The organism is Nonlabens sp. Ci31, from assembly GCF_012974865.1.
In the GTDB taxonomy this organism is placed as follows: domain Bacteria; phylum Bacteroidota; class Bacteroidia; order Flavobacteriales; family Flavobacteriaceae; genus Nonlabens.
Genome location: NZ_CP043633.1, coordinates 2477501 through 2502921 on the forward strand (window position 1 = coordinate 2477501; position 25421 = coordinate 2502921).

Consider the following 25421-nt stretch of genomic DNA (forward strand, 5'->3'; position numbering starts at 1 on the left):
ACTCTGTGTCAAAGGGAACCATGTTTTTGTTTACAGTAACATGAATTTTACCCAATAGTTCTTCTGCTTCTTTTCCAGTAATGTTTTTATTTCTCAAGTCGATCAACATCATGTGATTATCAGTTCCTCCTGAAATGATATGAAAATCTTTTTTGATAAATTCTTGAGCCATTACTTGAGCATTCTTGTTAACTTGAAGAATGTATTGTAGAAAGTCCTCGGTTAAAGCTTCTTTAAATGCTATTGCTTTTGCTGCAATAATATGCTCTAACGGTCCACCTTGATTACCAGGGAATACGCCACTATTTAGTAAACTAGACATTTTTTTAAGGTTTCCATTTTTTAATTTTTGTCCAAATGGATTGTCAAAGTCTTTCCCCATTATGATCAGTCCTCCTCTAGGACCTCTAAGGGTTTTATGAGTGGTAGTCGTACAAACATGAGCATGTGGTACAGCATCTATGATAACTCCTTTTGCTATAAGACCAGCAGGATGAGCAATATCTGCCAATAAGATAGCATTTACTTTATCTGCAATTTCTCTAAATCTCTTGTAATCAATTGCACGGCTGTAGGCTGACGCTCCTGCGATAATCAATTTTGGTTGCTCTCTTATGGCAATTTCCTCAATTTTATCGTAATTTAATAAGCCAGTTTCTTTTTCAACACCATAAAAAGAATTTTTATAAATTTTTCCAGAAAAATTTACAGGAGATCCATGTGTTAGATGCCCTCCATGAGAAAGGTCAAAACCTAATATTTTGTCTCCTGGATTCAGGCAGGCATGATAAACTGCTGTATTGGCTTGACTGCCGGAATGAGGCTGTACATTAGCATATTCAGCATTAAATAGCTTTTTTGCTCTTTCAATGGCAATGTTTTCAATTTCATCTACTACTTCACACCCACCATAATACCTTTTACCAGGATAGCCTTCAGCGTATTTGTTAGTTAAAATAGAACCAGCTGCTGCAAGTACATCATCACTTACGTAATTTTCACTAGCAATTAATTCGATACCTTGTGTTTGACGAATTCTTTCTTTCTCAATGAGATTGAAAATTTCTTGATCTTTATGAGCCATTTTAAAAAAATTTTAGATGACAAAAATAAGGTACATATGCTATCATCCAATTCATATACAATATATTTGAATATATTTTAACAAGAAATCAAGATAACATGGCTAATAAAACTAACGATCCTAAAAGAAGCTCCTGGATAGGATATAATAGAGATACCCATTTCCCTATTCAAAACATACCATTCGGTGTTTTCCTTACTAGAGATAACGTCATTACCATCGGTACACGAATCGGAGATTATGCTATTGATTTAGGAGCACTGCAAGAAATGGGCTATTTTGATATGGTACCACTAACAGATGATATGTTCATGCAGGATACCCTAAATGATTTCATATCAGATGGTAAAAAAACTTGGAGGCTTGTTAGGAATAGAATAGGCGATATCTTTGATAAAAACAATCCAGAATTAAGAGATCATAAAGAGCATAGAGATAGAATTATTTTTGCTATGGATGAAGTGGAGATGCAATTACCTGTACTCATAGGTGATTATACAGACTTCTACAGCAGTAAAGAGCATGCAACAAATGTAGGTACTATGTTTAGAGATCCAGATAATGCGCTATTACCTAACTGGTTGCACATGCCTGTAGCTTATCACGGCAGATCTAGCTCCATCATTCCATCAAATATTCCTATTCATAGACCTCAGGGACAAACCATTCCTCCTGGTTCAGATCAGCCTGTTTTTGGACCTTCTAAGCTGGTAGATTTTGAGTTAGAAATGGCTTTTATTACAACAGACGCTAATAACTTAGGACATCCTATTCCTGTAAACGAAGCCGAAGATTATATTTTTGGTATGGTGATGCTTAATGACTGGAGTGCAAGAGATATTCAAAAATGGGAATACGTACCGCTCGGGCCTTTCCTTGCAAAAAGTTTTGCGAGTTCTATATCTCCATGGATAGTAACCTTGGAAGCTTTAGAGCCTTTCAGAACAGAAAGCCCTAAAAGAGAAAAGCCAGTACTGGATTATCTAGATTCTAAAAAGAATAGTAGTTTTGATATCAACTTAGAGGTGGACATCACACCACAACAAGGCAGACCAACTACGGTATGTAAATCCAATTTCAAGCATCTTTACTGGAATATCTCCCAGCAGTTAGCACATCATACAGTGAACGGTTGTCCAGTAAATAGCGGTGATTTGATGGGTAGTGGTACCATTTCAGGTCCGACACCAGATTCTTATGGCTCGATGTTAGAGTTGAGTTGGAGAGGAGAAAAACCTGTAAAACTTAACGATGGTACAGAACGCAAGTTTATTGAAGATTACGATACAGTAACGATGAGAGGCTACTGCCATAAAGGAGATTTAAGGATAGGATTTGGAGAGGTTTCTAACAAGATTCTACCTATTTATCAGCCTAAATCTAAATAAATGAAAAGATTATTAATTGTGGTAACAGCCCTAGTCTTGCTAGCTTCTTGTAGTAGTGTTAAAAAAACAGAAACAGCTATCAATGAGGGTGATTTCGATCAAGCTATTAACATTGCTGTAGAGAATTTAGTAGATGGTAAGAACTCTAAAAGAAACCAGGAGTATATTCCACTTCTTGAGAGAGCTTTTAAAAAAGCAACAGAACAAGATCAAATGCAGCTGCAAAGGTGGCAATTAGATCCTAATCCTGCGGTGCTAGAACCTATTTATGAAACCTATCTAAGAATGGATAGACGTCAGAATAGGATACGTCCCTTATTGCCGCTTAAATCATTGAAAAATAATCGATTAGCTCAATTTGAATTTCAAGATTATCATTCTGAAATCCTAGCTTCTAGAACTATTCTTAGCGATTATTTATTGGATAATTCTAAAGAAGCTATAGCGGTTGCTACTATCATGGAGTCTAGAGAGGTCTATAATGACCTTAGGTATTTGGATAAGATAAATCCTAACTTTAGAGATACACGTGCTTTGATGCAACAAGCTTTAGAACAAGGAACACATTATATACTTGTCGGTTTGCAAAATCAATCACAGACGGTATTACCAGAAAGGCTAGAAGAAGAGTTACTCAATTTTTCTACTTATGGTATTAATGATCAATGGACTCAATACCACAATAACAAGATCAATGCGCTAGATTATGATTATGATCTGGACATTATCATCGATAGAATAGTCATTTCTCCAGAGCAAGTACTACAAAAGGAGTTGATAAAGGAAAAACAAATCAAAGACGGTTTTATTTATGAGTATGATACTAACGGTAATGTAAAAAAAGATAGTCTTGGCAATGACATTAAAAAAGATAAATTCATTACGATCAAAGCAAATGTGATTCAAAACACCCAATTAAAGGAATCTAATGTCAATGCAATAGTTCAATTAAAAGATAAAAGAACGCTTCAAGTTGTCGACCGTTTTCCAGTGAACAGTAGTTTTGTGTTTACCTATATCTATGGCTCTATATACGGGGATAGAAGGGCTTTGGAGGCTAATTACCTAGAGACGTTGAATCCGCAGTCGGTTAACTTTCCACCAGATGAACAAATGGTTTACGATACCGGAGAAGACCTTAAGTTGAAGATAAAACAGATTTTAAATAGGTTAACTTACAATTAGAATAGTTGTTCTGCTTTCGCGAAAGCGAGACAAAAAGAAGGACCACATCTAGTTAAGTCTTAAGAAATACTTCACAATGCAACTCCTATCTTTGAACAGATCCAAAATCAATGAGTTTGAACCATAAATCTTATCAGTCTATTAGACATTTCTCTGCATTAATGTCAGATTACCTTGATGAAAAGGATCTAATGAAATCGCTGTATCACAGGTTTCCAAAAATGGAAAACTTTGAGGAGCAGATTTTAGAAAAACAATCTGAATGGGCCGATGCTCAAGCAAAGAGAGCAGTATTATCTGAAGTATTACTACATCAATACGAGTCTATTGAAGACAAGGAGCAGAGTGTTCAAAACATTAAGTTACTTGAGGAGCAAGGTACGTTTACGGTCACTACGGGCCATCAGCTTAACTTGTTTACCGGGCCATTGTATTTTTTATACAAGATTATTTCGACCATTAATTTGTGTCAACAACTTCAACAGAAGCATCCTAACAGCAATTTTGTACCTGTCTACTGGATGGCCACAGAAGATCATGATTTTGAAGAGATTCAATATTTCAATTACAGTGATAAAAAAGTAGTTTACAATCGAGAGGCTAGTGGTGGAGTCGGAAGGCTATCAACAGATGGATTAGATGATGTGTTTTCTGTCTTTAAAGATCTTTTAGGGAAACATGATCATGCCTTAGAAGTGTTGAGCCTTTTTGAAAAAGGATATTTAGAAAATAAAAACCTTGCAGATGCCACTAGAGTCATTGCTCATGAATTGTTTAAGGCGCAAGGTTTGGTTATTATAGATGCTGATAATGAGCGATTGAAGTCCTTGGCGATACCTTATTTTAAAGAAGAATTGGTTTCAAAAGCTAGCTTTAAGGCAGTTAGTAAAACGCTAGAAACTTGGCCAGCGTCATATAAAATTCAGGTAAATCCCCGAGAGATCAATTTATTTTATCTGACGGATGACTATCGCAAACGCATTATAGAAAAGGAAGGAATCTATCATATAGACGAGACAGAAACATCCTTTACCCAAGAAGAAATACTTAAAGAACTAGAAAGCCATCCAGAGCGTTTCTCGCCTAATGTGATTATGAGACCGCTTTATCAAGAGGTGATATTACCTAATTTATGCTATATAGGTGGTGGAGGGGAGATGGCATATTGGTTAGAATTGAAAGATTATTTTGATTCACAACAAGTAACTTTCCCCATGCTATTATTGCGCAACTCGGCACTGTTAGTGACTAAAAAGCAACTGTATAAGCTGGAAAAAATGCAGTTAGATGTCTGGGATCTATTTGAAAAAGATCATAAGCTTACTACTCAACTTACACATCAAATTAGTGGTATAGAAATAGATTTTTCGGATCAGAAAGAGCATTTGAAGCAACAATTTGTAGCACTTCATCAACTAGCAACTCAAACAGATCCTTCATTTGAAAATGCAGTAAAAGCTCAGGAACACAAGCAAATAAAAGGATTAGAATACCTGGAAAAAAGGCTATTAAAAGCCCAAAAGCGACAGTTAGAAGATCATCTAGAAAGAGTTTTAAAACTTAAAAAAGAACTTTTCCCTAACGATAGTTTGCAAGAAAGGCAAACTAATTTTTCTGTCTTCTATCAAGAATATGGGAAAGGGCTTATTGATAACATTAAAGAAAATCTAGATCCATTGGATTTGAGATTTACCATTATTGAACTCTAATTTTAGAACTTATTTATCCTTGTTTTACGTGTTAGAATTCTTTTGAAAACGCGTTAACAAAAGTCTTTTATATCTCTAAAGTTTAGTTTTTAAAAAAGTAAATTTGCCCATGCAACACGACAAGATATTAATACTTGATTTTGGATCACAATACACGCAGCTCATCGCGCGCAGAGTAAGAGAATTAAACATCTATTCTGAAATCCATCCTTTCAATAAAGTTCCATCTAACCTAGATGGCTATAAAGCAATAATTCTCTCTGGAAGCCCTATGTCAGTTAGGTCTGAAGCTGCTTTTCATATAGATTTAAAGGAGATAAGAGGTAAAAAACCACTATTAGGGGTTTGTTATGGAGCTCAATATCTAGCTCATTTTCACGGTGGAGAAGTAGGTGCTTCTAGCACTAGAGAATATGGACGTGCAAACCTTTCCTTTATCAAAGAAGATCCTTTTTTAGAAGGAATACACGTAGGAAGTCAGGTATGGATGAGTCATAGTGATACCATTAAAAAGTTACCAGGCAATAGTATCCTGCTTGCCAGTACGCATGATGTTCAAAATGCAGCTTACAAAATAGAAGGTGAAATGACTTATGCGATACAGTTCCATCCAGAAGTGTATCACTCTACTGATGGGAAGAGGTTATTGGAAAATTTCCTTATTAATATTGCTCAAGTAACTGCAGACTGGACACCTGATAGTTTTGTAGAAGAAACGGTAGCTAAATTACAAAAGCAGATCGGCGAAGACCGGGTTGTTTTAGGACTCTCAGGAGGTGTAGATTCTTCAGTGGCAGCTATGTTGCTGCACAAAGCAATAGGTAAAAACCTATACTGCATATTTGTGAACAATGGTTTGTTGCGTAAGGATGAATTTACTCAAGTACTTCAACAGTATGAAGGTATGGGCTTGAATGTAAAGGGAGTTGATGCTTCGGCACGATTTATGGAAGCTCTGGCTGGAGAAAGTGATCCCGAATTAAAACGCAAAGCAATAGGACGTGTCTTTATTGAAGTTTTTGATGATGAGGCACATGAAGTTAAAAATGTAACCTGGCTTGCTCAAGGTACTATTTATCCAGATGTCATAGAAAGTGTCAGTGCCACTGGTGGGCCTAGTGCTACGATCAAATCACACCATAACGTAGGTGGATTACCTGATTTTATGAAGCTTAAAATCGTAGAACCACTAAAAGAATTGTTTAAAGATGAAGTTAGGCGAGTAGGGAAGTCATTGGGGATGGCAGCAGAGCTGTTAGGAAGACATCCTTTTCCTGGTCCAGGCCTTGCCATTAGAATTTTGGGAGATATTACACCAGAAAAAGTAAGCATCCTTCAAGAAGTAGATGCGGTGTTTATCAACAACCTAAAAAAATGGGATCTATACGATAAGGTATGGCAAGCAGGAGCAATTCTCTTGCCTGTAAATAGCGTTGGAGTGATGGGAGATGAGCGCACCTATGAAAAATGTGTAGCTCTTAGAGCAGTAGAAAGTACAGATGGGATGACTGCAGATTGGGTGAATTTACCTTATGAATTTTTACAGGCTACCAGTAATGAAATAATAAATAAGGTTAAAGGCGTTAATAGAGTGGTGTATGACATCAGTTCAAAACCACCAGCAACCATAGAATGGGAATAACAATAATATGAAAAATATAATAGTTATAGTTTGTATGTGTTTCGCTTTCGCGAAAGCGGATGCCGCAATTCTGCAAAATTACAAGCAACACACCGTAGAGCAAGGGGAAACGATTTATACACTTACAAAAAAGTATAAGGTGACCTCTCAAGAGCTGTTAGAGCTCAATCCAGATTTAAAGTCTGGGCTAAAATACGGTCAAGTACTTTTGATTCCAGCTGAGAATAAAGTTCTTACACAACGAAGAATTAAAAAGTATAAAAAACACCGGGTACGTCGTAAAGAGACCCTTTACAGTCTTTCTAAAGAATATGATATTACAGAGTTAGATATTAAAGAAGCAAATAAAGAACTGTATTCTAATCCGTTAAGGAAAGGAGACCGTATTCAAATACCTGTTTTTGAAGATGTAGAGATGACAGTTCCTAAAATTAAAGAAATTGTATTAGATCCTACTAATTTGCCAGACGGTAAGTATCTTGTAATGCCTAGCGAGGGAATGTACCGCATCGCTACTAAATATGGTATCAAAACAGATTCCCTTCAAAAACTCAATCCAGAGGTAGATGCGTTAAGACCAGGGATGATATTAAATGTACCGAAGAATGTATCTCTGATCACCTTAAACGATAAGGATGATGAAGCGCCTATAGCAGCAGCTTTAGATGAAAATCAAATGATGGAATACCTAATACCTAAGAAAATGGGTATGTATTCGCTTAAAAAGTTAGCCGGTATAAGTGAAGATTCTTTGATTTCTTTGAACCCACAATTAAAAGAAGGACTCAAAGAAGGAATGAGCGTTACTATCCCAAATCCTAATTATGGAAAACTAATAGATTTGAAATTAGAAACTTCTGGTATTGCTAGTTTAGTAGATAGTTTGAGAAACTTTAAAAAACAACGTCTTGCTATTATGCTTCCCTTCTCTCTTCAAAAAATAAACGAGACCACTACCGACCGTGATAACTTAAAGAGTGATCGCACGATGCGTATTGCATTAGATTTCTATAGCGGTATGAAGATCGCAATAGACAGTGCCAATACATTGGGAATTCCAGTAGCTTATGATATTTTTGATACGCAGAAAAATCTTCAGGCTACTAAGAATATTTTGAAAGGAACTGACTTTACCCAATACAGCACGGTGATAGGTCCTTTGATGTCTACGAATGTTGTCGAAACGGCCAAAGAGCTTAAAGGAATGAATATACCAGTCGTTTCTCCTTTAACCAATACAGATGTGCGGTTGTATCGCAATTTGTTTCAAGCGCGACCTGGTGATGATGTGCTCAAGAGAAAGCTTAAAGATTACTTGGTAAAATATGCCGCTGGTAAAAATGTGATTATTGTAACAGATAATGCTAATCCCGAACTTAAAAATGAGTTTAGCTCCATCTTACCTGGTGCCACCGTTTTAGTTCCCAACGCTGAGAAGAATTATATTTACAGTATGGACTATATCAAAAAATTAAAAGCTGATGTAGAAAATGTAGTGGTTCTAGCGGTAGATAATGTAGGGTTTATTACAGACGCAGTTACAAATTACTCCGCAAAAACAACTACCCACCAAATTACCATGTTTGGTTTAGAGAATTATGAAGGGATGGAATTATCAAATACAAAGCTAGCGAGGCTTCATTACATATTTCCACGCATGTTTAAAGAAAGCGACGATCGTAACTCCTTTATTGAGAAGTATTATTCCATTTATAATATTACGCCTAATGCTTATGCTACAAGAGGTTTTGATGTGGCTCTAGACATTATCTTCAGACAAGCGAGTGCTTCTGATTTATATGAAAGTGCCCTGAGAAATGGTAAAACGGTTATGACCGAGAACAAATTTGATTATTCAAAAAAGTTCTTTTCTGGATTCTATAACGACGCTATTTATATTTTACAATACCAAGAAGATTTGAGTATTAAAGAGTTGGATATTAATGCGATTACAAAAGAATTATAAGCAATGACTTCAATTGTAGAATACAAAGGCAATCTAAGATGTGAATCAACACATTTAAAAAGCAGCAATTCGTTCACCACAGATGCTCCAGTAGATAATAATGGCAAAGGAGAAGCTTTTTCCCCTACAGATACTGTAGCTACTGCCCTAGCAAGTTGTATGCTTACTATGATGGGTATCAAAGCTGAAGAAATGGAAGTGGACCTTTTAGGTAGTATAGCAAAAGTGACTAAAACCATGTCGGCAAATCCACGTCGTATTTCTCAAATAGATGTGGAACTCGATATGAAAGGAAAAAGTGATCAAAGAACACAATTGATATTAGAACGTGTGGCAAATACTTGTCCAGTTCTGCGTAGTTTACATCCCGAACTGGTGAAAAATATTATATTTAATTGGGAATAAATGAAAGTTGTTCTTTTTCTCTTTTCATCCTTATTACTCTTCTATACAGATCCAGTAGAAAAATTCACTTATAAGGAACGCCCGCAGTTAACTTGGAATGATTTTAAAGGGGTGCCACCTAAAAACGCGACGCATTTTGCAAGTGTCAATAGTGGAATGGGGTATCGTTTTACCAGTAAAAATATAGATGGAAAGTTAACTATAGATGTTGATGTGAAAACCTATTTTTATCCTCAACTGAGTTGGAAAAAGAATAGTAATGAAAATAATCAAGGTCTTCTAACACACGAACAGTTGCATTGGGATATTTCGGAATTATACGCTCGTAAACTAAGGGCTGCCTACAAAAAGTATATCCCACAAAAGAATCCTAAGAAAGAAGTGGATTATATCTTTAGAAAATTTGAAAAAGAGCGCCAGCAAACTCAAAAAGCCTATGATCTCGAAACCAAGCATGGGCTGTTAAAAGACGCCCAAGAAAAATGGTCTGATAAAATCAGAGAAGAACTTTTTAAAACCAGCTTAGAAGCTTAGCGCATTAAATCTCAAAATATTCCGTAAAAGAAGAGATTACTTGTGGCACTTCATCTATTTCAAAATATAGTGTTACTTGAAAACCTTTGCGGTGATCAGAAATATGTAAACGGCCCTTTCTGATTTTATAGAGTCCAGTTGCACCACGACAAAAGCACATCCTTCTAAAACTCACTTTTGCCTTACTTAATAACTCATTGTTCAGTTCCAAATCAGTCACCTCTTCATCGATTTCTATAAATATCATTTCAGAATAAGAATCATCTGCCAGATCAGGATCTTGATTTCTCTTGTATTCAAATTTTAACACCACTCTTCCTTTAGCAGCCTGTAGTCGGTGATAGCTATTTTTAAACTCATCTTCCAGAATCAGAAGCTCGGTGTCTTTAAATACTTCAAAAGAGCAACTGCCGTCCATGGGACATTTTTGCAGTTCTATTGATTTGTCATTTGTTACTGTCTTGGTTTTGCACGAAGTCAGTAAGACCAATACAAATAAGATTTGCCAGATATTACTCATGAATTTCAAATTTAGGTTTTGAATGTTTCCTTTATTGCCGCTTTCTGATTTTTTTAAATGAAGTCCTTGCCGTATTTGATTTGTTACGAAAGCGGGATAAAGTAACAGGACTTTTATAGGCGATTTAAAGTGTTAAAGTAAGCTTAGCATTGCAAATGGCATTAAAATGCGATCATTTTCTCTTATCATTGTTGTTTAAAAATTATAATATGTTTCAAAATTATCGGTTATGGGTGACAATACTTTTATTTAGCATTAGTATTGTCTTACCAGGTACAGCACAAAATATGAAGTCTTCTTGGTCTTCGGTTAGTGTTTCTCAATTACAAAATGAGTCCCAATGGTCCAGAAAATCGGAACCTACTATAGCTTCATACTATAGGATTGATATGGGAGCCTTGAAAAATAAGTTGGCAAATGCTCCGCAAAGAGGTGCTAGCTCTAACCCATCAAATAGTATCATTGGATATCCTACTTCTGATGGAATCGAGTTTTTTAAAGTAAAAGAAGCCAGCGTTATGGCTCCCGAGTTACAGGCTACATATTCCGATTTTAGATCTTATGTAGGTCAGAGTATTAGTGAGCCAACAAACCAAATTAGATTCTCAATTACATCTCAAGGATTTCATGGGATGATGTTTTCCCCTAAATTGGGGACACAATTTGTTGATTCTTATACCATGGATAACTCTTCTGTTGTCGTTTATAGGAAAAAGGATCTCATTGATTTAGGTGAACGATGGGAATGTCATGTAGATGATGATTTAGGGTTGAACCAACGGTTTGCAGATTCAGAATTACCTATTGATTTAAAGAACGCTAATGATGGTATTTTGAGAAATTTCAGATTAGCTATTTCTACCACCGTAGAATATTCAGATTTTCACTGGATGAGAGCAGGAATAGCTGCAAGTGCAACAGATACTGATAAGAGAATGGCAGTCATGGCCGCTATGGTTGTTACCATGACTAGAAATAACTTTATTTATGAGCGTGATTTGAGTATTACGATGACTTTTGTAGCAAATAATGACCTTCTGATCTCTATAGGATTTGATAATTTTTCAAATACGAATCCAGGTGCCATTCTCGGAGAGAATCAAACTGCTATTGATAATACCATAGGTTTTGCTAATTATGATATAGGTCATATATTTTCCACCGGTGGTGGCGGTCTAGCTTCTTTAGCGTCACCTTGCACCAATAGAAAGGCCCAAGGAGTTACTGGAAGGGGAGCGCCTGTTGGTGATCCCTTTGATATTGATTTTGTAGCTCATGAAATAGGACATCAAATGGGAGCACCGCATACGTTTAATGGAGATGCTGCAAATTGTGCTGGAGGTAATAGATCGGCAAACAGTGCTTATGAACCAGGTAGTGGAACTACTATTATGGCTTATGCAGGAATATGTCCTCCTCAAAACATTCAAAATAATAGTGATGCATACTTTCATCAAACGAGCTTGCTAAGTATTTTTAATAATGTTTTTAGTGGTCTTAGTACTTGTGCGCAACCAAACCTAACAGGAAATACTGCACCTATTGCAATTGCAGATGCGGACTATACTATTCCTAGAGGAACTCCATATAGATTAGTAGGTAATTCTACAGATCCTGATGGGACATCGACACATACTTACACTTGGGAGCAATTTGATTTAGGACCCGCAGGGACCCCTCTTGAAAATAATATTAATGGTCCATTAGTAAGGTCATTTGAAGGGACAAATCAAAGTGTTAGAATTATTCCTAAATTAGAAGCTATTGTTGCTTTTGGCGGTAATTCTACACAATGGGAAAAACTTCCTTTTGCTACAAGACCTATGAATTTTGTACTAACTGTACGAGATAACGATTCTAGAGGTGGGCAAACCGATGCAGACCAAATGATCATTCAAGTTGATGCCAATGCAGGTCCATTTCGTGTCACCTCTCCTGGTAATAGTGGAACGGTATGGCGTCCTAACACTATAGAAACAATTACTTGGAATGTAGCGGGAACTAATGCTAACGGAATTAATACTTCCAATGTAAATATCATACTGTCTACTGATGGTGGAAGAACATTTGATACCGTTCTCGCTAGTAATGTGCCTAACACGGGCTCTTATGATCTCTTAGTTCCAGCCGGTATCGTTGCTCCTAGCTGTAGACTCCTGGTAGAAGGAGCTGGAAATATTTTCTTTGCCATTAATAATGTGGAGTTTAATATAAATGCAAGTGTTCAAACGGTTTGCACCACTTATCAATCCGGAGCATTAAATACCGCTATACCAGATAATAATAGCAATGGAATTACTTCTACGATAAATGTACCAGCTACAGAAAATGTGGCGAGTATCAAAGTAGGTGTAGATATTTCACATACCTATATTTCTGATATGACTATAGGTATTTCTGACCCTTCCAGTAATAACCTCGCTTTGGTGTGGAATAGAGAATGTGCAAATCAAGATGATTTGAATGCTACATTTGAAGATGGAGCTGCTGCCGTATTTTGTAGACAGCCTACCGTAGGTAACTTTGACCCATCAAGCACCTTTTCAGTTTTTGACAACCTGCCTGCAAATGGTGATTGGACTTTAAGTATTATCGATAATACAGCTCAAGATTTAGGCACACTCAATAGTTGGTCTTTAGAAGTATGTACCTCAGTGGTTACTCCATTGAGTAATGAGACATTTGAATTAGATAATTTATCCATTTATCCGAATCCTAGCAGCGGTAGCTTTAATATTCTATTTGATAATGCTTCTAGTAATCTAGTGGAACTCGATATTTTTGACTTAAGCGGTAGATCAGTGTTCAAAAGGTCTTATGAAACTTATTCTAGCTTTCATCAAAACATTAATTTAAATGGGGTTTCTTCAGGTATGTATCTTGTTCAAATTAAAGATGGAAACAAGACCATTACTAAAAAGATCATTATCGAATAAATACCCCTTTAATTTAAATTATAAAAAGCCAGTAATTCCTTACTGGCTTTTGTGCTTTCAAGCATTTCTTTTTTAGACTCAAAGTTCTCGTTTCTCTTATCCAAAACACCTATTTTTGCATCTGTTTTTAAAACTCTTAAAACAGATCTATGGCACATGCAAAGTACATATTTGTAACCGGTGGGGTAACCTCTTCTTTAGGAAAGGGAATTGTCGCTGCCTCCCTGGCAAAACTACTGCAGGCTAGAGGTTTAAGAGTAACTATTCAGAAGCTTGATCCCTATATAAATGTAGATCCAGGAACGCTCAATCCTTATGAGCATGGAGAGTGTTATGTAACAGAAGATGGAGCAGAAACAGATCTTGATCTAGGTCATTACGAGCGTTTTCTTAACGTAAACACCTCTCAAGCCAATAATGTTACTACTGGTAGAATCTATCAAAGTGTCATAAATAAGGAAAGACGTGGTGAGTTTTTAGGTAAAACAGTACAGGTAATCCCTCATATTACCGACGAAATCAAAGAGCGAATTCAGATATTAGGTAAATCTGGAGATTATGATGTCGTTATAACAGAGATAGGAGGAACAGTAGGAGATATTGAGTCCTTACCGTATATAGAAAGTGTTAGACAGCTGCAATGGGAACTTGGTGAGCACAATTCTTTAGTGATTCACTTGACATTGATACCTTATTTGAGAGCAGCAGCAGAGTTGAAAACCAAGCCTACACAGCATAGTGTGAAAACACTTATGGAAAGTGGGGTACAGGCAGATATTTTGGTATGCCGTACAGAACACGAGCTTTCAGATGAGATACGCACAAAGCTGGCTCGTTTTTGTAATGTAAAGCAAGAAGCAGTTATTCAGTCTATTGACGTGGAGACTATCTACGATGTTCCTAACAAAATGTTACTGGAAGGACTTGATAGAGTAGTGATTAAAAATCTTAAAATAGACACGAAGGATCAACCGGACTTAAGAAGCTGGAATGAATTTGTACAGAGACATAAAAACCCCAAGAGTACAGTAACTATAGGGCTAATAGGGAAATATGTAGAGTTACAAGACTCTTATAAATCTATTTTGGAAGCATTTATTCATGCAGGAGCTGCTAATGAAGTTAAAGTAAAGATCGAATCCATACACAGTGAATATTTAGAAGTTGAAAATGTGCAGAAAAAACTTTCTCATTTGGATGCTGTTCTAGTTGCACCAGGTTTTGGGGAGCGAGGTATTGAAGGAAAGATTGAAGCTGTGCGTTATGCTAGAGAGCATAAACTGCCGTTTTTTGGTATTTGTTTGGGAATGCAGATGGCAGTAATTGAATACGCTCGTAACGTTTTAGGAATTCAGGACTCTAATTCTATAGAGATGGATGAGAAAACAGCAAATCCTGTAATTTCTTTGATGGAAGATCAGAAAAATATTTTGAACATGGGTGGAACCATGCGTCTTGGAGCTTGGGATTGTGAGCTTTTAGGTGGAAAGATTAGAGAAATATACGGTAGTGACCTAATTAGTGAGCGTCACAGACACCGTTATGAGTATAATAATGAGTACCGAGAGCAACTAGAAAAAGCAGGGTTAAAAACCACAGGTGTCAATCCCAAATCCAACCTTGTTGAAACTATTGAGGTAGAAGATCACCCTTGGTTTATAGGGGTGCAATACCATCCAGAATATAAAAGCACCGTTGCAGCACCACATCCTTTATTTACATCTTTTGTGGAAGCGGCAGCAGCTTATAAATTAAAAAGGAATACCACATAAGTTAGGCTTTCCATTTTCTTTTTAGAAAATGGAAGTTTATCCTGAGTTAGCTCAGGGCGAAAACGAGATCAATAAAAAATATACCAAGTAAATTAATAGCCCCATTGGGCAAAAGTATGGAAGAGAAAAAGACGGACTGGAAAAGTATGCTAGGATTAGCAATCATATTTGCTATAGTAGCATTTATGCTTTTTAGAAACCAAGAAGAGAAGAAGCAAGTTGAAGAAAGTATATCAGCTACAGAGATAGCCGCTGAAACTTCATCTCCAGCAGCAGTACAGAATGATGTTGCGGCAACTCCAGTGGCATCAAAAGGCGAGGTTATTGAATTTAATAATAATCTAATAGACTTTAAGATCAATACAAAAGGCGCATTGATCAACGAAGCCTTGTTAAAAAGTTTTAAAACCTACGATTCACTGCCAGTTTATCTAGTAAAAGGTGGAGATCACCAGTTTGATCTGGAATTCATGACTAAAGATGGGCGTAAGCTGCATACAGAAGATTTGATTTTTACTCCTACTACTTCTCAAAATGGTAAAAATAAAGTCTTAAGTCTTAAAACTGATGTAGGGAACGGAGGCTCTATTGAGTTTCGTTACGAGCTGAAGCCTGATGATTACATGATGGATTTCAACATTCGTTCTGAAGGGCTTGCTCAAGTAGCAAACACCTCTGAAGAAGTAGCCTTGAATTGGGTATTACAAGGATACCGCCGTTCTAAAGGTATGGATAATGAAAGTCGTTATACAGAAGTTAAGTTTGAGTATGATGATGGTAGCGACGACTATACAGGTCAAGGAGAAACTGCCGAAGAAGAAGCGGAGAATATCACCTATATCGCCTACAAGCAACACTTTTTCTCTTCTATCCTTTTGACAGATACTCCATTTAAAAGTGGGTTGATAGAGTCTTTTAATAATTATTCAGCAAATGATGAGCAAAATGTACTGACTAAGAAGTTTACTTCTAAAGTACAGTTAGAATACAATGGCGGTGAGCTGGCTTATAATATGGACTGGTATTTTGGTCCTACAGATTATGATATTCTGGTTACATACGATCGCAACCTGGATGAGGTGGTAGATTTAGGTTGGGGGATATTCGGATTTGTTAATGAATGGGCGATTAGACCTTTATTTTCTTTTTTAAGTGATCCTTTGAATGGATTGGGTATCCCTTATGGAATCGCTATTATTCTTTTGACCATTTGTGTAAGATTGGTATTATCTCCAATATTGTATAAGAGTTATCTGACTCAGGCCAAAATGAAGATCCTACGTCCTGAACTGAATAAGATTGCAGAAAAGCATAAGGATAATGCCATGAAAAAGCAGCAGGAATCCATGAAGGTTCAAAATGAAGCAGGTGCCAGCCCTCTTAGTGGTTGTTTACCTGCATTACTTCAAATGCCCGTTTTCTTTGCGCTATTCAAGTTTTTCCCAACGGCATTTGAATTGCGACAAAAAAGCTTCCTTTGGGCAGATGATTTATCCAGTTATGATGAAATTTTTGCATTACCCTTCAAGGTGCCTTTCTACGGAGATCATGTAAGTTTATTTCCCATACTAGCATCGATTTCGATATTTTTCTATATGCAAATGACTACGGGTCAGAACATGCAGGCAGCGCAACAACCTGGTATGCCTAACATGAAGTTTATCATGTACCTATCACCAGTGTTTATGTTGGTATTCTTTAATAATTACGCGAGTGGATTATCACTGTATTACTTTGTGTCTAACTTAATTACCATAGGTATCATGTTAGTGATCAAGCACGTGATTATTGATAAGGATAAGGTTCTTGCAAAAATCGAGAAAGCAAAAGCAAAACCTAAGAAGAAGAAAGGTCGTTTTGCAAGTAAGATGTCTTCTATCATGGAGCAAGCACAAGTGCAACAAGAAGAGAAAAAGAAACTCAAGTAAATTAAGTTTACTTTTTAATTTTAAAACCCTCAAACGTCAGACGTTTGAGGGTTTTTATTGTACTCGCTTTTCAAAAGTCATTCTTCAGCATAACGGAATCGCTTATCACTAACTCAAAAGCTATTGGAATAGGTTTTTTTTCTTTTGGGAAATGTGCTTTAGGACAATGAGGTTGAAGTGCCGGAACGTTCTCAATCATCTAAGCTTGCGATAAAATTAAATATCGCATCAACCTTTCCGACCAAAACTCGTTGCACTCGCTTTGCCCACCTTTCCTATGCTTAGGAAAGGAGCTTAACTAGTTGCATTAGGCTGTATAAAGGAATCGCTTATCACTAACTCAAAAGCTATTGGAATAGGTTTTTCTTCTTATGGGAAATGTGCTTTAGGACAATGAGGTTGAAGTGCCGGAACGTTCTCAATCATCTAAGCTAGCGATAAAATTAAATATCGCATCAACCTTTCCGACCAAAACTCGTTGCACTCGCTTTGCCCATCTTTCCTATGCTTAGGAAAGGAGCTTAACTAGTTGCATTAGGCTGTATAACGGAATCGCTTATCACTAACTCAAAAGCTATTGGAATAGGTTTTTTTTCTTTTGGGAAATGTGCTTTAGGACAATGAGGTTGAAGTGCCGGAACGTTCTCAATCATCTAAGCTAGCGATAAAATTAAATATCGCATCAACCTTTCCGACCAAAACTCGTTGCACTCGCTTTGCCCACCTTTTCTATGCTTAGGAAAGGAGCTTAACTAGTTGCATTAGGCTGTATAACGGAATCTCTTAGTATTAACTCCAAAATTATTAGCATAGGTTTTTCTTCTTTTGGAAAATGTGCTTTAGGACAATGAGGTTGAAGTGCCGGAACGTTCTCAATCATCTAAGCTTGCGATAAAATTAAATATCGCATCAACCTTTCCGACCAAAACTCGTTGCACTCGCTTTGCCCACCTTTCCTATGCTTAGGAAAGGAGCTTAACTAGTTGCATTAGGCTGTATAACGGAATCGCTTATAACTAACTCAAAAGCTATTGGAATAGGTTTTTCTTCTTATGGGAAATGTGCTTTAGGACAATGAGGTTGAAGTGCCGGAACGTTCTCAATCATCTAAGCTTGCGATAAAATTAAATATCGCATCAACCTTTCCGACCAAAACTCGTTGCACTCGCTTTGCCCACCTTTCCTATGCTTAGGAAAGGAGCTTAACTAGTTGCATTAGGCTGTATAACGGAATCGCTTATCACTAACTCAAAAGCTATTGGAATAGGTTTTTCTTCTTTTGGAAAATGTGCTTTAAGACAATGAGGTTGAAGTGCCGGAACGTTCTCATTCATCTAAGCTTGCGATAAAATTAAATATCGCATCAACCTTTCCGACCAAAACTCGTTGCACTCGCTTTGCCTACCTTTTCTATGCTTAGGAAAGGAGCTTAACTAGTTGCATTAGGCTGTATAACGGAATCGCTTAGTATTAACTCCAAAATTATTAGCATAGGTTTTTCTTCTTTTGGAAAATGTGCTTTAGGACAATGGGGTTGAAGTGCCGGAACGTTCTCAATCATCTAAGCTAGCGATAAAATTAAATATCGCATCAACCTTTCCGACCAAAACTCGTTACATTCGCTTTGCCTACCTTTCCTATGCTTAGGAAAGGAGCTTAACTAGTTGCATTAGGCTGTATAACGGAATCGCTTATCACTAACTCAAAAGCTATTGGAATAGGTTTTTTTTCTTTTGGGAAATGTGCTTTAGGACAATGAGGTTGAAGTGCCGGAACGTTCTCAATCATCTAAGCTTGCGATAAAATTAAATATCGCATCAACCTTTCCGACCAAAACTCGTTGCACTCGCTTTGCCCACCTTTCCTATGCTTAGGAAAGGAGCTTAACTAGTTGCATTAGGCTGTATAACGGAATCGCTTATCACTAACTCAAAAGCTATTGGAATAGGTTTTTTTTCTTTTGGGAAATGTGCTTTAGGACAATGGGGTTGAATTGCCGGAACGTTCTCAATCATCTAAGCTAGCGATAAAATTAAATATCGCATCAACCTTTCCGACCAAAACTCGTTGCATTCGCTTTGCCCACCTTTCCTATGCTTAGGAAAGGAGCTTAACTAGTTGCATTAGGCTGTATAACGGAATCGCTTATCACTAATTCAAAAGCTATTGGAATAGGTTTTTCTTCTTTTGGAAAATGTGCTTTAGGACAATGAGGTTGAAGTGCCGGAACGTTCTCAATCATCTAAGCTAGCGATAAAATTAAATATCGCATCAACCTTTCCGACCAAAACTCGTTGCACTCGCTTTGCCCACCTTTCCTATGCTTAGGAAAGGAGCTTAACTAGTTGCATTAGGCTGTATAAAGGAATCTTTTAGTATTAACTCCAAAATTATTAGCATAGGTTTTTTTTCTTTTGGGAAATGTGCTTTAGGACAATGAGGTTGAAGTGCCGGAACGTTCTCAATCATCTAAGCTAGCGATAAAATTAAATATCGCATCAACCTTTCCGACCAAAACTCGTTGCACTCGCTTTGCCCACCTTTCCTATGCTTAGGAAAGGAGCTTAACTAGTTGCATTAAGCTGTATAAAGGAATCGCTTATCACTAACTCAAAAACTATTGGAATAGGTTTTCTAAAACTTTAAGTTACGGAAGGGTTTGCGGGAAGTTTGCGTTTTCCAATTCTAAAGGATGCGGAAACACAATATTATTCGTAATACCTTCGAGGTGTTTAAGAAGCCTACTCTTTAGTGCTAGGGAAAGGTTTCGTGGTATTGGAATCTACTCTAATTTAAACATTAATAACACAAACAAATTCCTCATAAATTATCAGAGATTTAGTAATTGGCAACCGTCAACCGAAAACTGCGACTGCAACTGTAAACTATTTTAGCTCCTTTTTCAAAAATCTCGCTGTATGACTTGTCTTATGCTTAGCAACTTGCTCTGGGGTTCCTTTAGCAACTATGTTACCGCCGCCGCGTCCACCTTCTGGACCTACGTCTATAATATAGTCAGCAATTTTGATAACATCCATATTGTGTTCAATGACCAGAACCGTATTTCCTTTGTCGACTAGTTTATTCAATACATCCATAAGTACTCGTACATCTTCAAAATGAAGTCCTGTAGTAGGCTCATCTAGTATATAGAAGGTATTACCCGTATCTTTTTTAGAAAGCTCCGTAGCTAGTTTGATGCGTTGCGCTTCTCCACCAGAAAGCGTGGTAGATTGCTGTCCCAAAGTGATGTAACCTAGCCCAACTTCTTTAATCATTTTCACCTTTCGGCTAATTTTTGGAATCGCTTCAAAGAAATCTGTTGCCTCGTTGATGGTCATGTTAAGAACATCACTAATGGACTTTCCTTTGTAACGTATTTCGAGCGTTTCTCTGTTGAATCGTTTTCCTTGACAAGTTTCACAAGTCACATAAACATCAGGAAGAAAATTCATTTCTATGACTCTTAAACCGCCACCTTTGCAAGTTTCACAACGTCCACCGGTAACATTAAAGCTAAAACGACCAGGTTTATAACCGCGTATCAATGCTTCAGGAGTTTTGGCAAATAAGGATCTTACTTCGTCAAAGGTTTTGGTGTAGGTCGCAGGATTAGATCTCGGTGTTCTACCTATAGGACTTTGATTGATATCTATGACTTTGTCACAATTGTCCAGTCCTTTGATGCTTTTGTAAGGCATGGGCACCTTTACTCCATTAAAGAAGTGCGCGTTCATAATAGGGTAGAGCGTCTCGTTGATCAAAGTAGATTTACCACTTCCAGAAACTCCTGTAACGCCTATCATTTTTCCTAAAGGAAGATCTACAGAAACGTCTTTCAAGTTATTTCCCGTACAACCTTTTAATGATATTTTCATTCCATTTCCTTTACGACGTGTCTTAGGAATTGTAATTTCTCTTTTACCGTTGAGGTATTGTGCGGTAAGCGTATCGTGTTTCAATAGTTCTTGAGGCGTACCTTCACTAATGATTTCGCCACCGTATTTTCCAGCTCGAGGTCCTATGTCTATAACGTGATCTGCTCGCACTATCATGTCTTTATCGTGCTCCACAACAATAACAGAATTCCCTGTATCGCGCAAAGAAATAAGCGAATTGATCAGTTTTTCATTGTCTCTTTGGTGCAAACCTATGCTTGGTTCATCGAGTATATACAATACGCCGACCAATTGAGATCCTATTTGTGTGGCCAGTCGTATGCGTTGTGCTTCTCCACCAGAAAGTGATTTGGCACTTCTGTTGATAGATAAATAGTCCAAGCCTACATCCAGCAAGAACTGTAATCGTTCTCTTATTTCCTTTAATAATTCAGTGGCTATTTGTTGTTGCTTTCGCGAAAGCGTGACATTTAAATGATCAAACCATTCTACCAGTTGCACAATATCCATATTTGCTAATTCAGCAATATTCTTTTCGTTGACACGGAAATAAAGCGACTCTTTGCGCAATCTTGATCCTTCACAATCTGGGCAGGTTACGTTATCCATAAACTCTTTAGCCCAACGTTGTAAGCTGGTGCTGTCGTTATTCTTATAGGTTTGTTCTATAAAGTTTGCCAGCCCTTCAAAGTCTATTTTGTAATTGCGTTTTACACCTAGATTCTTACTGTCTATTTCCAGCGTTTCTTTACCGCCGTATAGAATCATTTCGATAGCTGCCGCAGGAACTTTCTCTATCGGATCTGTCAATTTAAAATCAAACTTTTGAGCGATCAATTCCAGTTGTTTATAAATCCAATTTTTCTTATTGTCAGGATAAGGAGCCAGACCACCTTTAGCAATAGAAAGGCTGCGATCTGGAATGATTTTGTTTTCGTTTACTTGGTAAAGCGTTCCTATACCGTTACACTTGGGACAAGCACCTTTAGGGCTGTTAAAGGAGAAGTTATTAGGTTCTGGTTCTGGGTAGGAGATCCCGGTTTCTGGACACATTAACGTACGAGAGAAAAAACGACCTTCTTTCTCACCGTGCGGTACAATCATCGTGATGTCGTTTCCATGGTACATCGCCGTTTTTATGGACTCATCCAGCCTTTTGATATCTTCTTCGGTATTGCCTATCTGTATTCTATCGATGACCATTTCAATATCGTGGACCTTGTAACGGTCTAGCTTCATACCTTTCATGATATCAACAATCACGTTATCACAACGTACTTTGACAAAACCTTGTTTTGCAATTTGCTCAAAGAGCTCTCTATAATGACCTTTTCTACCTCTTATGACTGGAGCAAGGATATTGATGCGCTGTCCGTTGTATTCCTCAATAATAAGATCGCGTATTTGCTCATCACTATAGCTGACCATTTTCTTACCAGTGTTGTAAGAATAGGCATCGCTAGCGCGGGCATACAGTAATCTTAGAAAATCATAAATCTCTGTAATAGTTCCTACCGTACTGCGCGGACTTTTACTGGTTGTCTTTTGTTCTATGGCAATTACAGGAGAAAGACCGTCTATTTTATCTACATCTGGACGTTCCATTCCACCTAAAAACTGTCGGGCATAAGCGCTAAAGGTTTCTATGTAGCGACGTTGCCCTTCGGCATAAATAGTATCAAAGGCAAGGGAAGATTTTCCAGAACCAGAAAGCCCGGTAATAACGACCAGTTTTTCTCGTGGAATATTTACATCAATGTTCTTTAGATTATGAACGCGAGCGCCTTTTACCTCAATAAGTTCGTTAGAATATGCCATAGTTTTTTACAAGATCGCGAAGTTACTTCTAAAGCCTTAGAAATAGAATTAAAGCTACCTTAAAATATGGTGGAGTGTTTTAGGGTTTTCTATGGAGATTTGACATGCCAACTATTGGTGTTGGCATAGTCTAAATCTTTTCTCGATATTAGTTTCAAGAATAGTATTTGATCTTATCGATCTCAACCCAACATGCCAAGAGGCATACTTGGTATGTTGATTTCTAAAAATACCTCATAAAGTAACTAGTACTTTCCAAAAAGTAAAGTATATTTGTCTTAATAATAAAAATACTTTAGGTTATGAAGACTAGTTTTTTAAAGAGTTTCTGTGAATATGAAAAGAAAGGTGGCGCTTTTCCATTTATTTCTTATAAGTTTAAATGGATCGGTTTTATAATCGCCATCACTGCGGTAGCAGCACTTTTATCAGTTAAAATATTGGAAATTCTACAAGCAGAATTTTATAAGCAGCTATTTTTGCATGTCATATTGATAGGTTTATTTATAGTAGTAATTGCTAAAGATAAAAATGAAGATGAGCGCATCAATAAGTTGCGCTATCGAGCCTTTGCCTTTGCTTTTGTATTAGGAACGGCAATGATATTGCTCATGCCGCTTGCAGCGATGTGTTTAGATGCTCTAGCGGGTAGATTACCATTAGAATGGGAGCAAGATCAAAGTATCTTTTTCATCATGTCTTCTTTCTTGTTTTATTATTTGATGTATTTTCAAATTTTTAAAAGGCAGTTGTAATGAAAAATACGGTCCACGTGCAGCGTGCCATTCATAAAATGACTCAAGCAGACTTGTCTGTAGCAATAGGTGTATCGCGGCAAACTATAAATTCTATAGAAAAAAACAGGTATGTGCCTTCAACAGTTTTGGCATTGAAAATTGCCCAGTTATTTAAAGTGGCCGTAGAAGATGTTTTTGAGTTGGATGAGAACGACTAAAAGGGTTAAGGAAGAACCTTTACATCTGTAATCGGTATTTGAAAACCAAAAAAGGTACGCTTTCGCGAAAGCGGAAAACCTCCATCTGTCATTTCCCAATCGGACCATGTCGCTTCAATTCCATCTAACGGAATAATGCTTACCCACATTTTAAAGGCAATGGGTAGGTAATTCTCATCTACTTCCCACAGATAAGAGTCGCCGGGAGTCGTCCCGCCAGAATTGTAAGTGACTAGAAGTTTTTCTTTTCCATCTTCCTTAATTAATTGTCGGCTGGTGCCTATATCCATAATTTTATGCGGCGCTACTAACCAAAAGCTATCGTTATTAAAATTTACAGCAGCATAATCGATGGCTTCCTGTTTTTCTTCTCCTTCTATTCGTTTTCCATTTTTAAAAGCAAAACTTATTTTAGGGTACTGCGTCTGGTAAGAAACACGGTAATCATCCCAATAGACATCTACCATATTTTGTTGAAGTTTCCATTCATAGCGATTTACACCTCTAAAGGTCCAGTGAATTTCTTTAGCCTCAGTAAATTCTTTGTGATCAATGGCATCCAATATTTTAAAAGCCATTTCATCTGCTGGTTGACCAGGAATTCCTTTAGGAATATCTTCGTTATACACCAGTTTTAAAACTATAAAGGCGATGAGAAGGAATGCCACAAGAGCTAAAAAACCTTTTAATAAAAAGCGAAATATCTTTTTCAAAATGTTGGGAATTTATAGATTCTGGGTAAAGATAAACTTTAGGATCATTATGGAATACTACAGATAGCACTGGATTACATATTTAAAAAAATTATATACTTCGTGTTAAATCTCCAAGTATGACATCCTGTTTAAATAATAACTGAGATGATTACAAATGAATAGGATTTGAAGTTAAATAAGTAGTTGAGGTAAAAAATAAGCCCCTTAAAATCAGAGATTTTAAGGGGCTTATTTATGGAGGAGTAGGTGACCTAATTATTTGGCACCAAACTTCACTTTATAATCTTCAATAGATTGATTTACAATTTGTAATGCTTTTTCACGACCTTGAAATTCTTCTACTTCTACGGTTTTGTTTTCTAGTTTCTTATAGTCTTGGAAGAAATTACGCATTTCTTTTTTCCAAAATTCTGGAAGCTCGCTTACATCATTAAAATGAGCAACAGACATATCGTTTGCGGCAACCGCAATGATCTTGTCATCCATTTCACCACCGTCTAGCATTTGCATAACACCTATTACCTTAGCTTTAACAAGACACATCGGTACAATTTCGATTTGAGAAAGCACTAAAATGTCTAGAGGGTCGTCATCATCACAATAGGTTTGTGGAATAAAACCATAGTTCGTTGGGTAATACATCGAAGAGTAGATCACACGATCTAGAATCAACATTCCAGATTCTTTGTCCAGTTCGTATTTTGCTCTTGTATTTTTTGGGATCTCTATAATTCCTGTTACATGTCCTGGTGCATCTGCTCCATAACTTACGTCGTGCCAAGCGTGTTTAGTCATTGTATTGTTTTTTTAAGCGGCAGCAAAAATAGGATGTATTCCGCTTTCGCGAAAGCGAAACAGCATTAACTTATAGTAAAGTCGTCTTATTTTCTCTTGTTTAAAGTTACGATAAGGTTTGCGAAACTTCTTTTAAGCATAAACCAATGTTAAATCCATAACAGAACAC

Annotated in this window: 18 protein-coding genes (1 of these 18 cut by a window edge); 12 read left to right on the plus strand and 6 right to left on the minus strand. The window is 37.0% G+C overall.

What is annotated here, in order from left to right; translation table 11 throughout:
• Positions 1-1084, minus strand: partial view of a serine hydroxymethyltransferase gene (gene glyA, locus F0365_RS10985; protein WP_169933725.1) — the 5' portion only. The gene continues 188 nt to the left of window position 1, outside the view; the window shows 1084 of its 1272 coding nt (coding positions 1-1084); the start codon lies at positions 1082-1084; its stop codon lies beyond the left edge, outside the window.
• Between the two features lie 98 nt (positions 1085-1182).
• On the opposite strand from glyA, the gene fahA reads away from it, so the two are divergent.
• The 7 genes from fahA to F0365_RS11020 all read left to right on the plus strand — a co-directional run bounded on the left by fahA (position 1183) and on the right by F0365_RS11020 (position 9913).
• Positions 1183-2472, plus strand: a complete 1290-nt coding sequence (fahA, locus tag F0365_RS10990) for a fumarylacetoacetase (RefSeq protein ID WP_169933726.1) — start codon at positions 1183-1185, stop codon at positions 2470-2472.
• The gene (locus F0365_RS10995) at positions 2473-3657 is read left to right on the plus strand and encodes a hypothetical protein (protein WP_169933727.1); all 1185 of its coding nucleotides are present in this window, start codon (positions 2473-2475) and stop codon (positions 3655-3657) included.
• A 110-nt stretch (positions 3658-3767) separates the two neighbouring features.
• Positions 3768-5366: a bacillithiol biosynthesis cysteine-adding enzyme BshC gene (gene bshC / locus F0365_RS11000; RefSeq protein WP_169933728.1), complete on the plus strand. Its 1599-nt coding sequence runs from the start codon at positions 3768-3770 to the stop codon at positions 5364-5366.
• Between the two features lie 109 nt (positions 5367-5475).
• Positions 5476-7008, plus strand: coding sequence for a glutamine-hydrolyzing GMP synthase (gene guaA, locus F0365_RS11005; RefSeq protein WP_169933729.1), 1533 nt, complete (start codon positions 5476-5478; stop codon positions 7006-7008).
• Between the two features lie 7 nt (positions 7009-7015).
• Positions 7016-8974, plus strand: coding sequence for a LysM peptidoglycan-binding domain-containing protein (locus tag F0365_RS11010; protein ID WP_240961608.1), 1959 nt, complete (start codon positions 7016-7018; stop codon positions 8972-8974).
• A gap of 3 nt (positions 8975-8977) precedes the next feature.
• The gene (locus F0365_RS11015) at positions 8978-9379 is read left to right on the plus strand and encodes an OsmC family protein (protein WP_169933730.1); all 402 of its coding nucleotides are present in this window, start codon (positions 8978-8980) and stop codon (positions 9377-9379) included.
• Entirely contained in the window at positions 9380-9913 is a 534-nt protein-coding gene (locus F0365_RS11020; RefSeq protein WP_169933731.1) for a DUF922 domain-containing protein, read from the plus strand.
• Between the two features lie 4 nt (positions 9914-9917).
• Here F0365_RS11020 and F0365_RS11025 read toward each other — a convergent pair whose 3' ends face one another.
• On the minus strand, positions 9918-10433 hold the full coding sequence (locus F0365_RS11025; protein ID WP_169933732.1) for a hypothetical protein: 516 nt from the start codon (positions 10431-10433) through the stop codon (positions 9918-9920).
• A 209-nt stretch (positions 10434-10642) separates the two neighbouring features.
• Between F0365_RS11025 and F0365_RS11030 the strand changes: the two genes are divergently transcribed.
• The gene (locus F0365_RS11030; RefSeq protein ID WP_169933733.1) at positions 10643-13369 is read left to right on the plus strand and encodes a zinc-dependent metalloprotease family protein; all 2727 of its coding nucleotides are present in this window, start codon (positions 10643-10645) and stop codon (positions 13367-13369) included.
• 8 nt (positions 13370-13377) lie between these two features.
• On the opposite strand, the gene F0365_RS11035 is transcribed toward F0365_RS11030, so the two are convergent.
• Complete coding sequence (locus F0365_RS11035; protein ID WP_169933734.1) at positions 13378-13527, minus strand: hypothetical protein; 150 nt, start codon at positions 13525-13527, stop codon at positions 13378-13380.
• Between F0365_RS11035 and F0365_RS11040 the strand changes: the two genes are divergently transcribed.
• Positions 13519-15141: a CTP synthase gene (locus F0365_RS11040; protein ID WP_169933735.1), complete on the plus strand. Its 1623-nt coding sequence runs from the start codon at positions 13519-13521 to the stop codon at positions 15139-15141. The two genes, F0365_RS11035 and F0365_RS11040, sit on opposite strands and share 9 nt — an antisense overlap.
• A gap of 116 nt (positions 15142-15257) precedes the next feature.
• Positions 15258-17069: a membrane protein insertase YidC gene (yidC, locus tag F0365_RS11045; protein ID WP_169933736.1), complete on the plus strand. Its 1812-nt coding sequence runs from the start codon at positions 15258-15260 to the stop codon at positions 17067-17069.
• 2885 nt (positions 17070-19954) lie between these two features.
• Here the strand turns inward: yidC and uvrA are convergent.
• Positions 19955-22786, minus strand: coding sequence for an excinuclease ABC subunit UvrA (uvrA, locus tag F0365_RS11050; protein ID WP_169933737.1), 2832 nt, complete (start codon positions 22784-22786; stop codon positions 19955-19957).
• 302 nt (positions 22787-23088) lie between these two features.
• Between uvrA and F0365_RS11055 the strand changes: the two genes are divergently transcribed.
• Positions 23089-23541: a hypothetical protein gene (locus tag F0365_RS11055; RefSeq protein ID WP_169933738.1), complete on the plus strand. Its 453-nt coding sequence runs from the start codon at positions 23089-23091 to the stop codon at positions 23539-23541.
• The gene (locus F0365_RS11060) at positions 23541-23741 is read left to right on the plus strand and encodes a helix-turn-helix transcriptional regulator (RefSeq protein WP_206071277.1); all 201 of its coding nucleotides are present in this window, start codon (positions 23541-23543) and stop codon (positions 23739-23741) included. The genes F0365_RS11055 and F0365_RS11060 overlap by 1 nt, the downstream gene beginning before the upstream one ends.
• 5 nt (positions 23742-23746) lie before the next feature.
• Here the strand turns inward: F0365_RS11060 and F0365_RS11065 are convergent, their stop codons facing one another.
• Complete coding sequence (locus F0365_RS11065; protein WP_169933739.1) at positions 23747-24454, minus strand: hypothetical protein; 708 nt, start codon at positions 24452-24454, stop codon at positions 23747-23749.
• 258 nt (positions 24455-24712) lie between these two features.
• The gene (locus tag F0365_RS11070) at positions 24713-25252 is read right to left on the minus strand and encodes an inorganic diphosphatase (RefSeq protein ID WP_169933740.1); all 540 of its coding nucleotides are present in this window, start codon (positions 25250-25252) and stop codon (positions 24713-24715) included.
• Between the last annotated feature and the right edge of the window lie 169 nt (positions 25253-25421).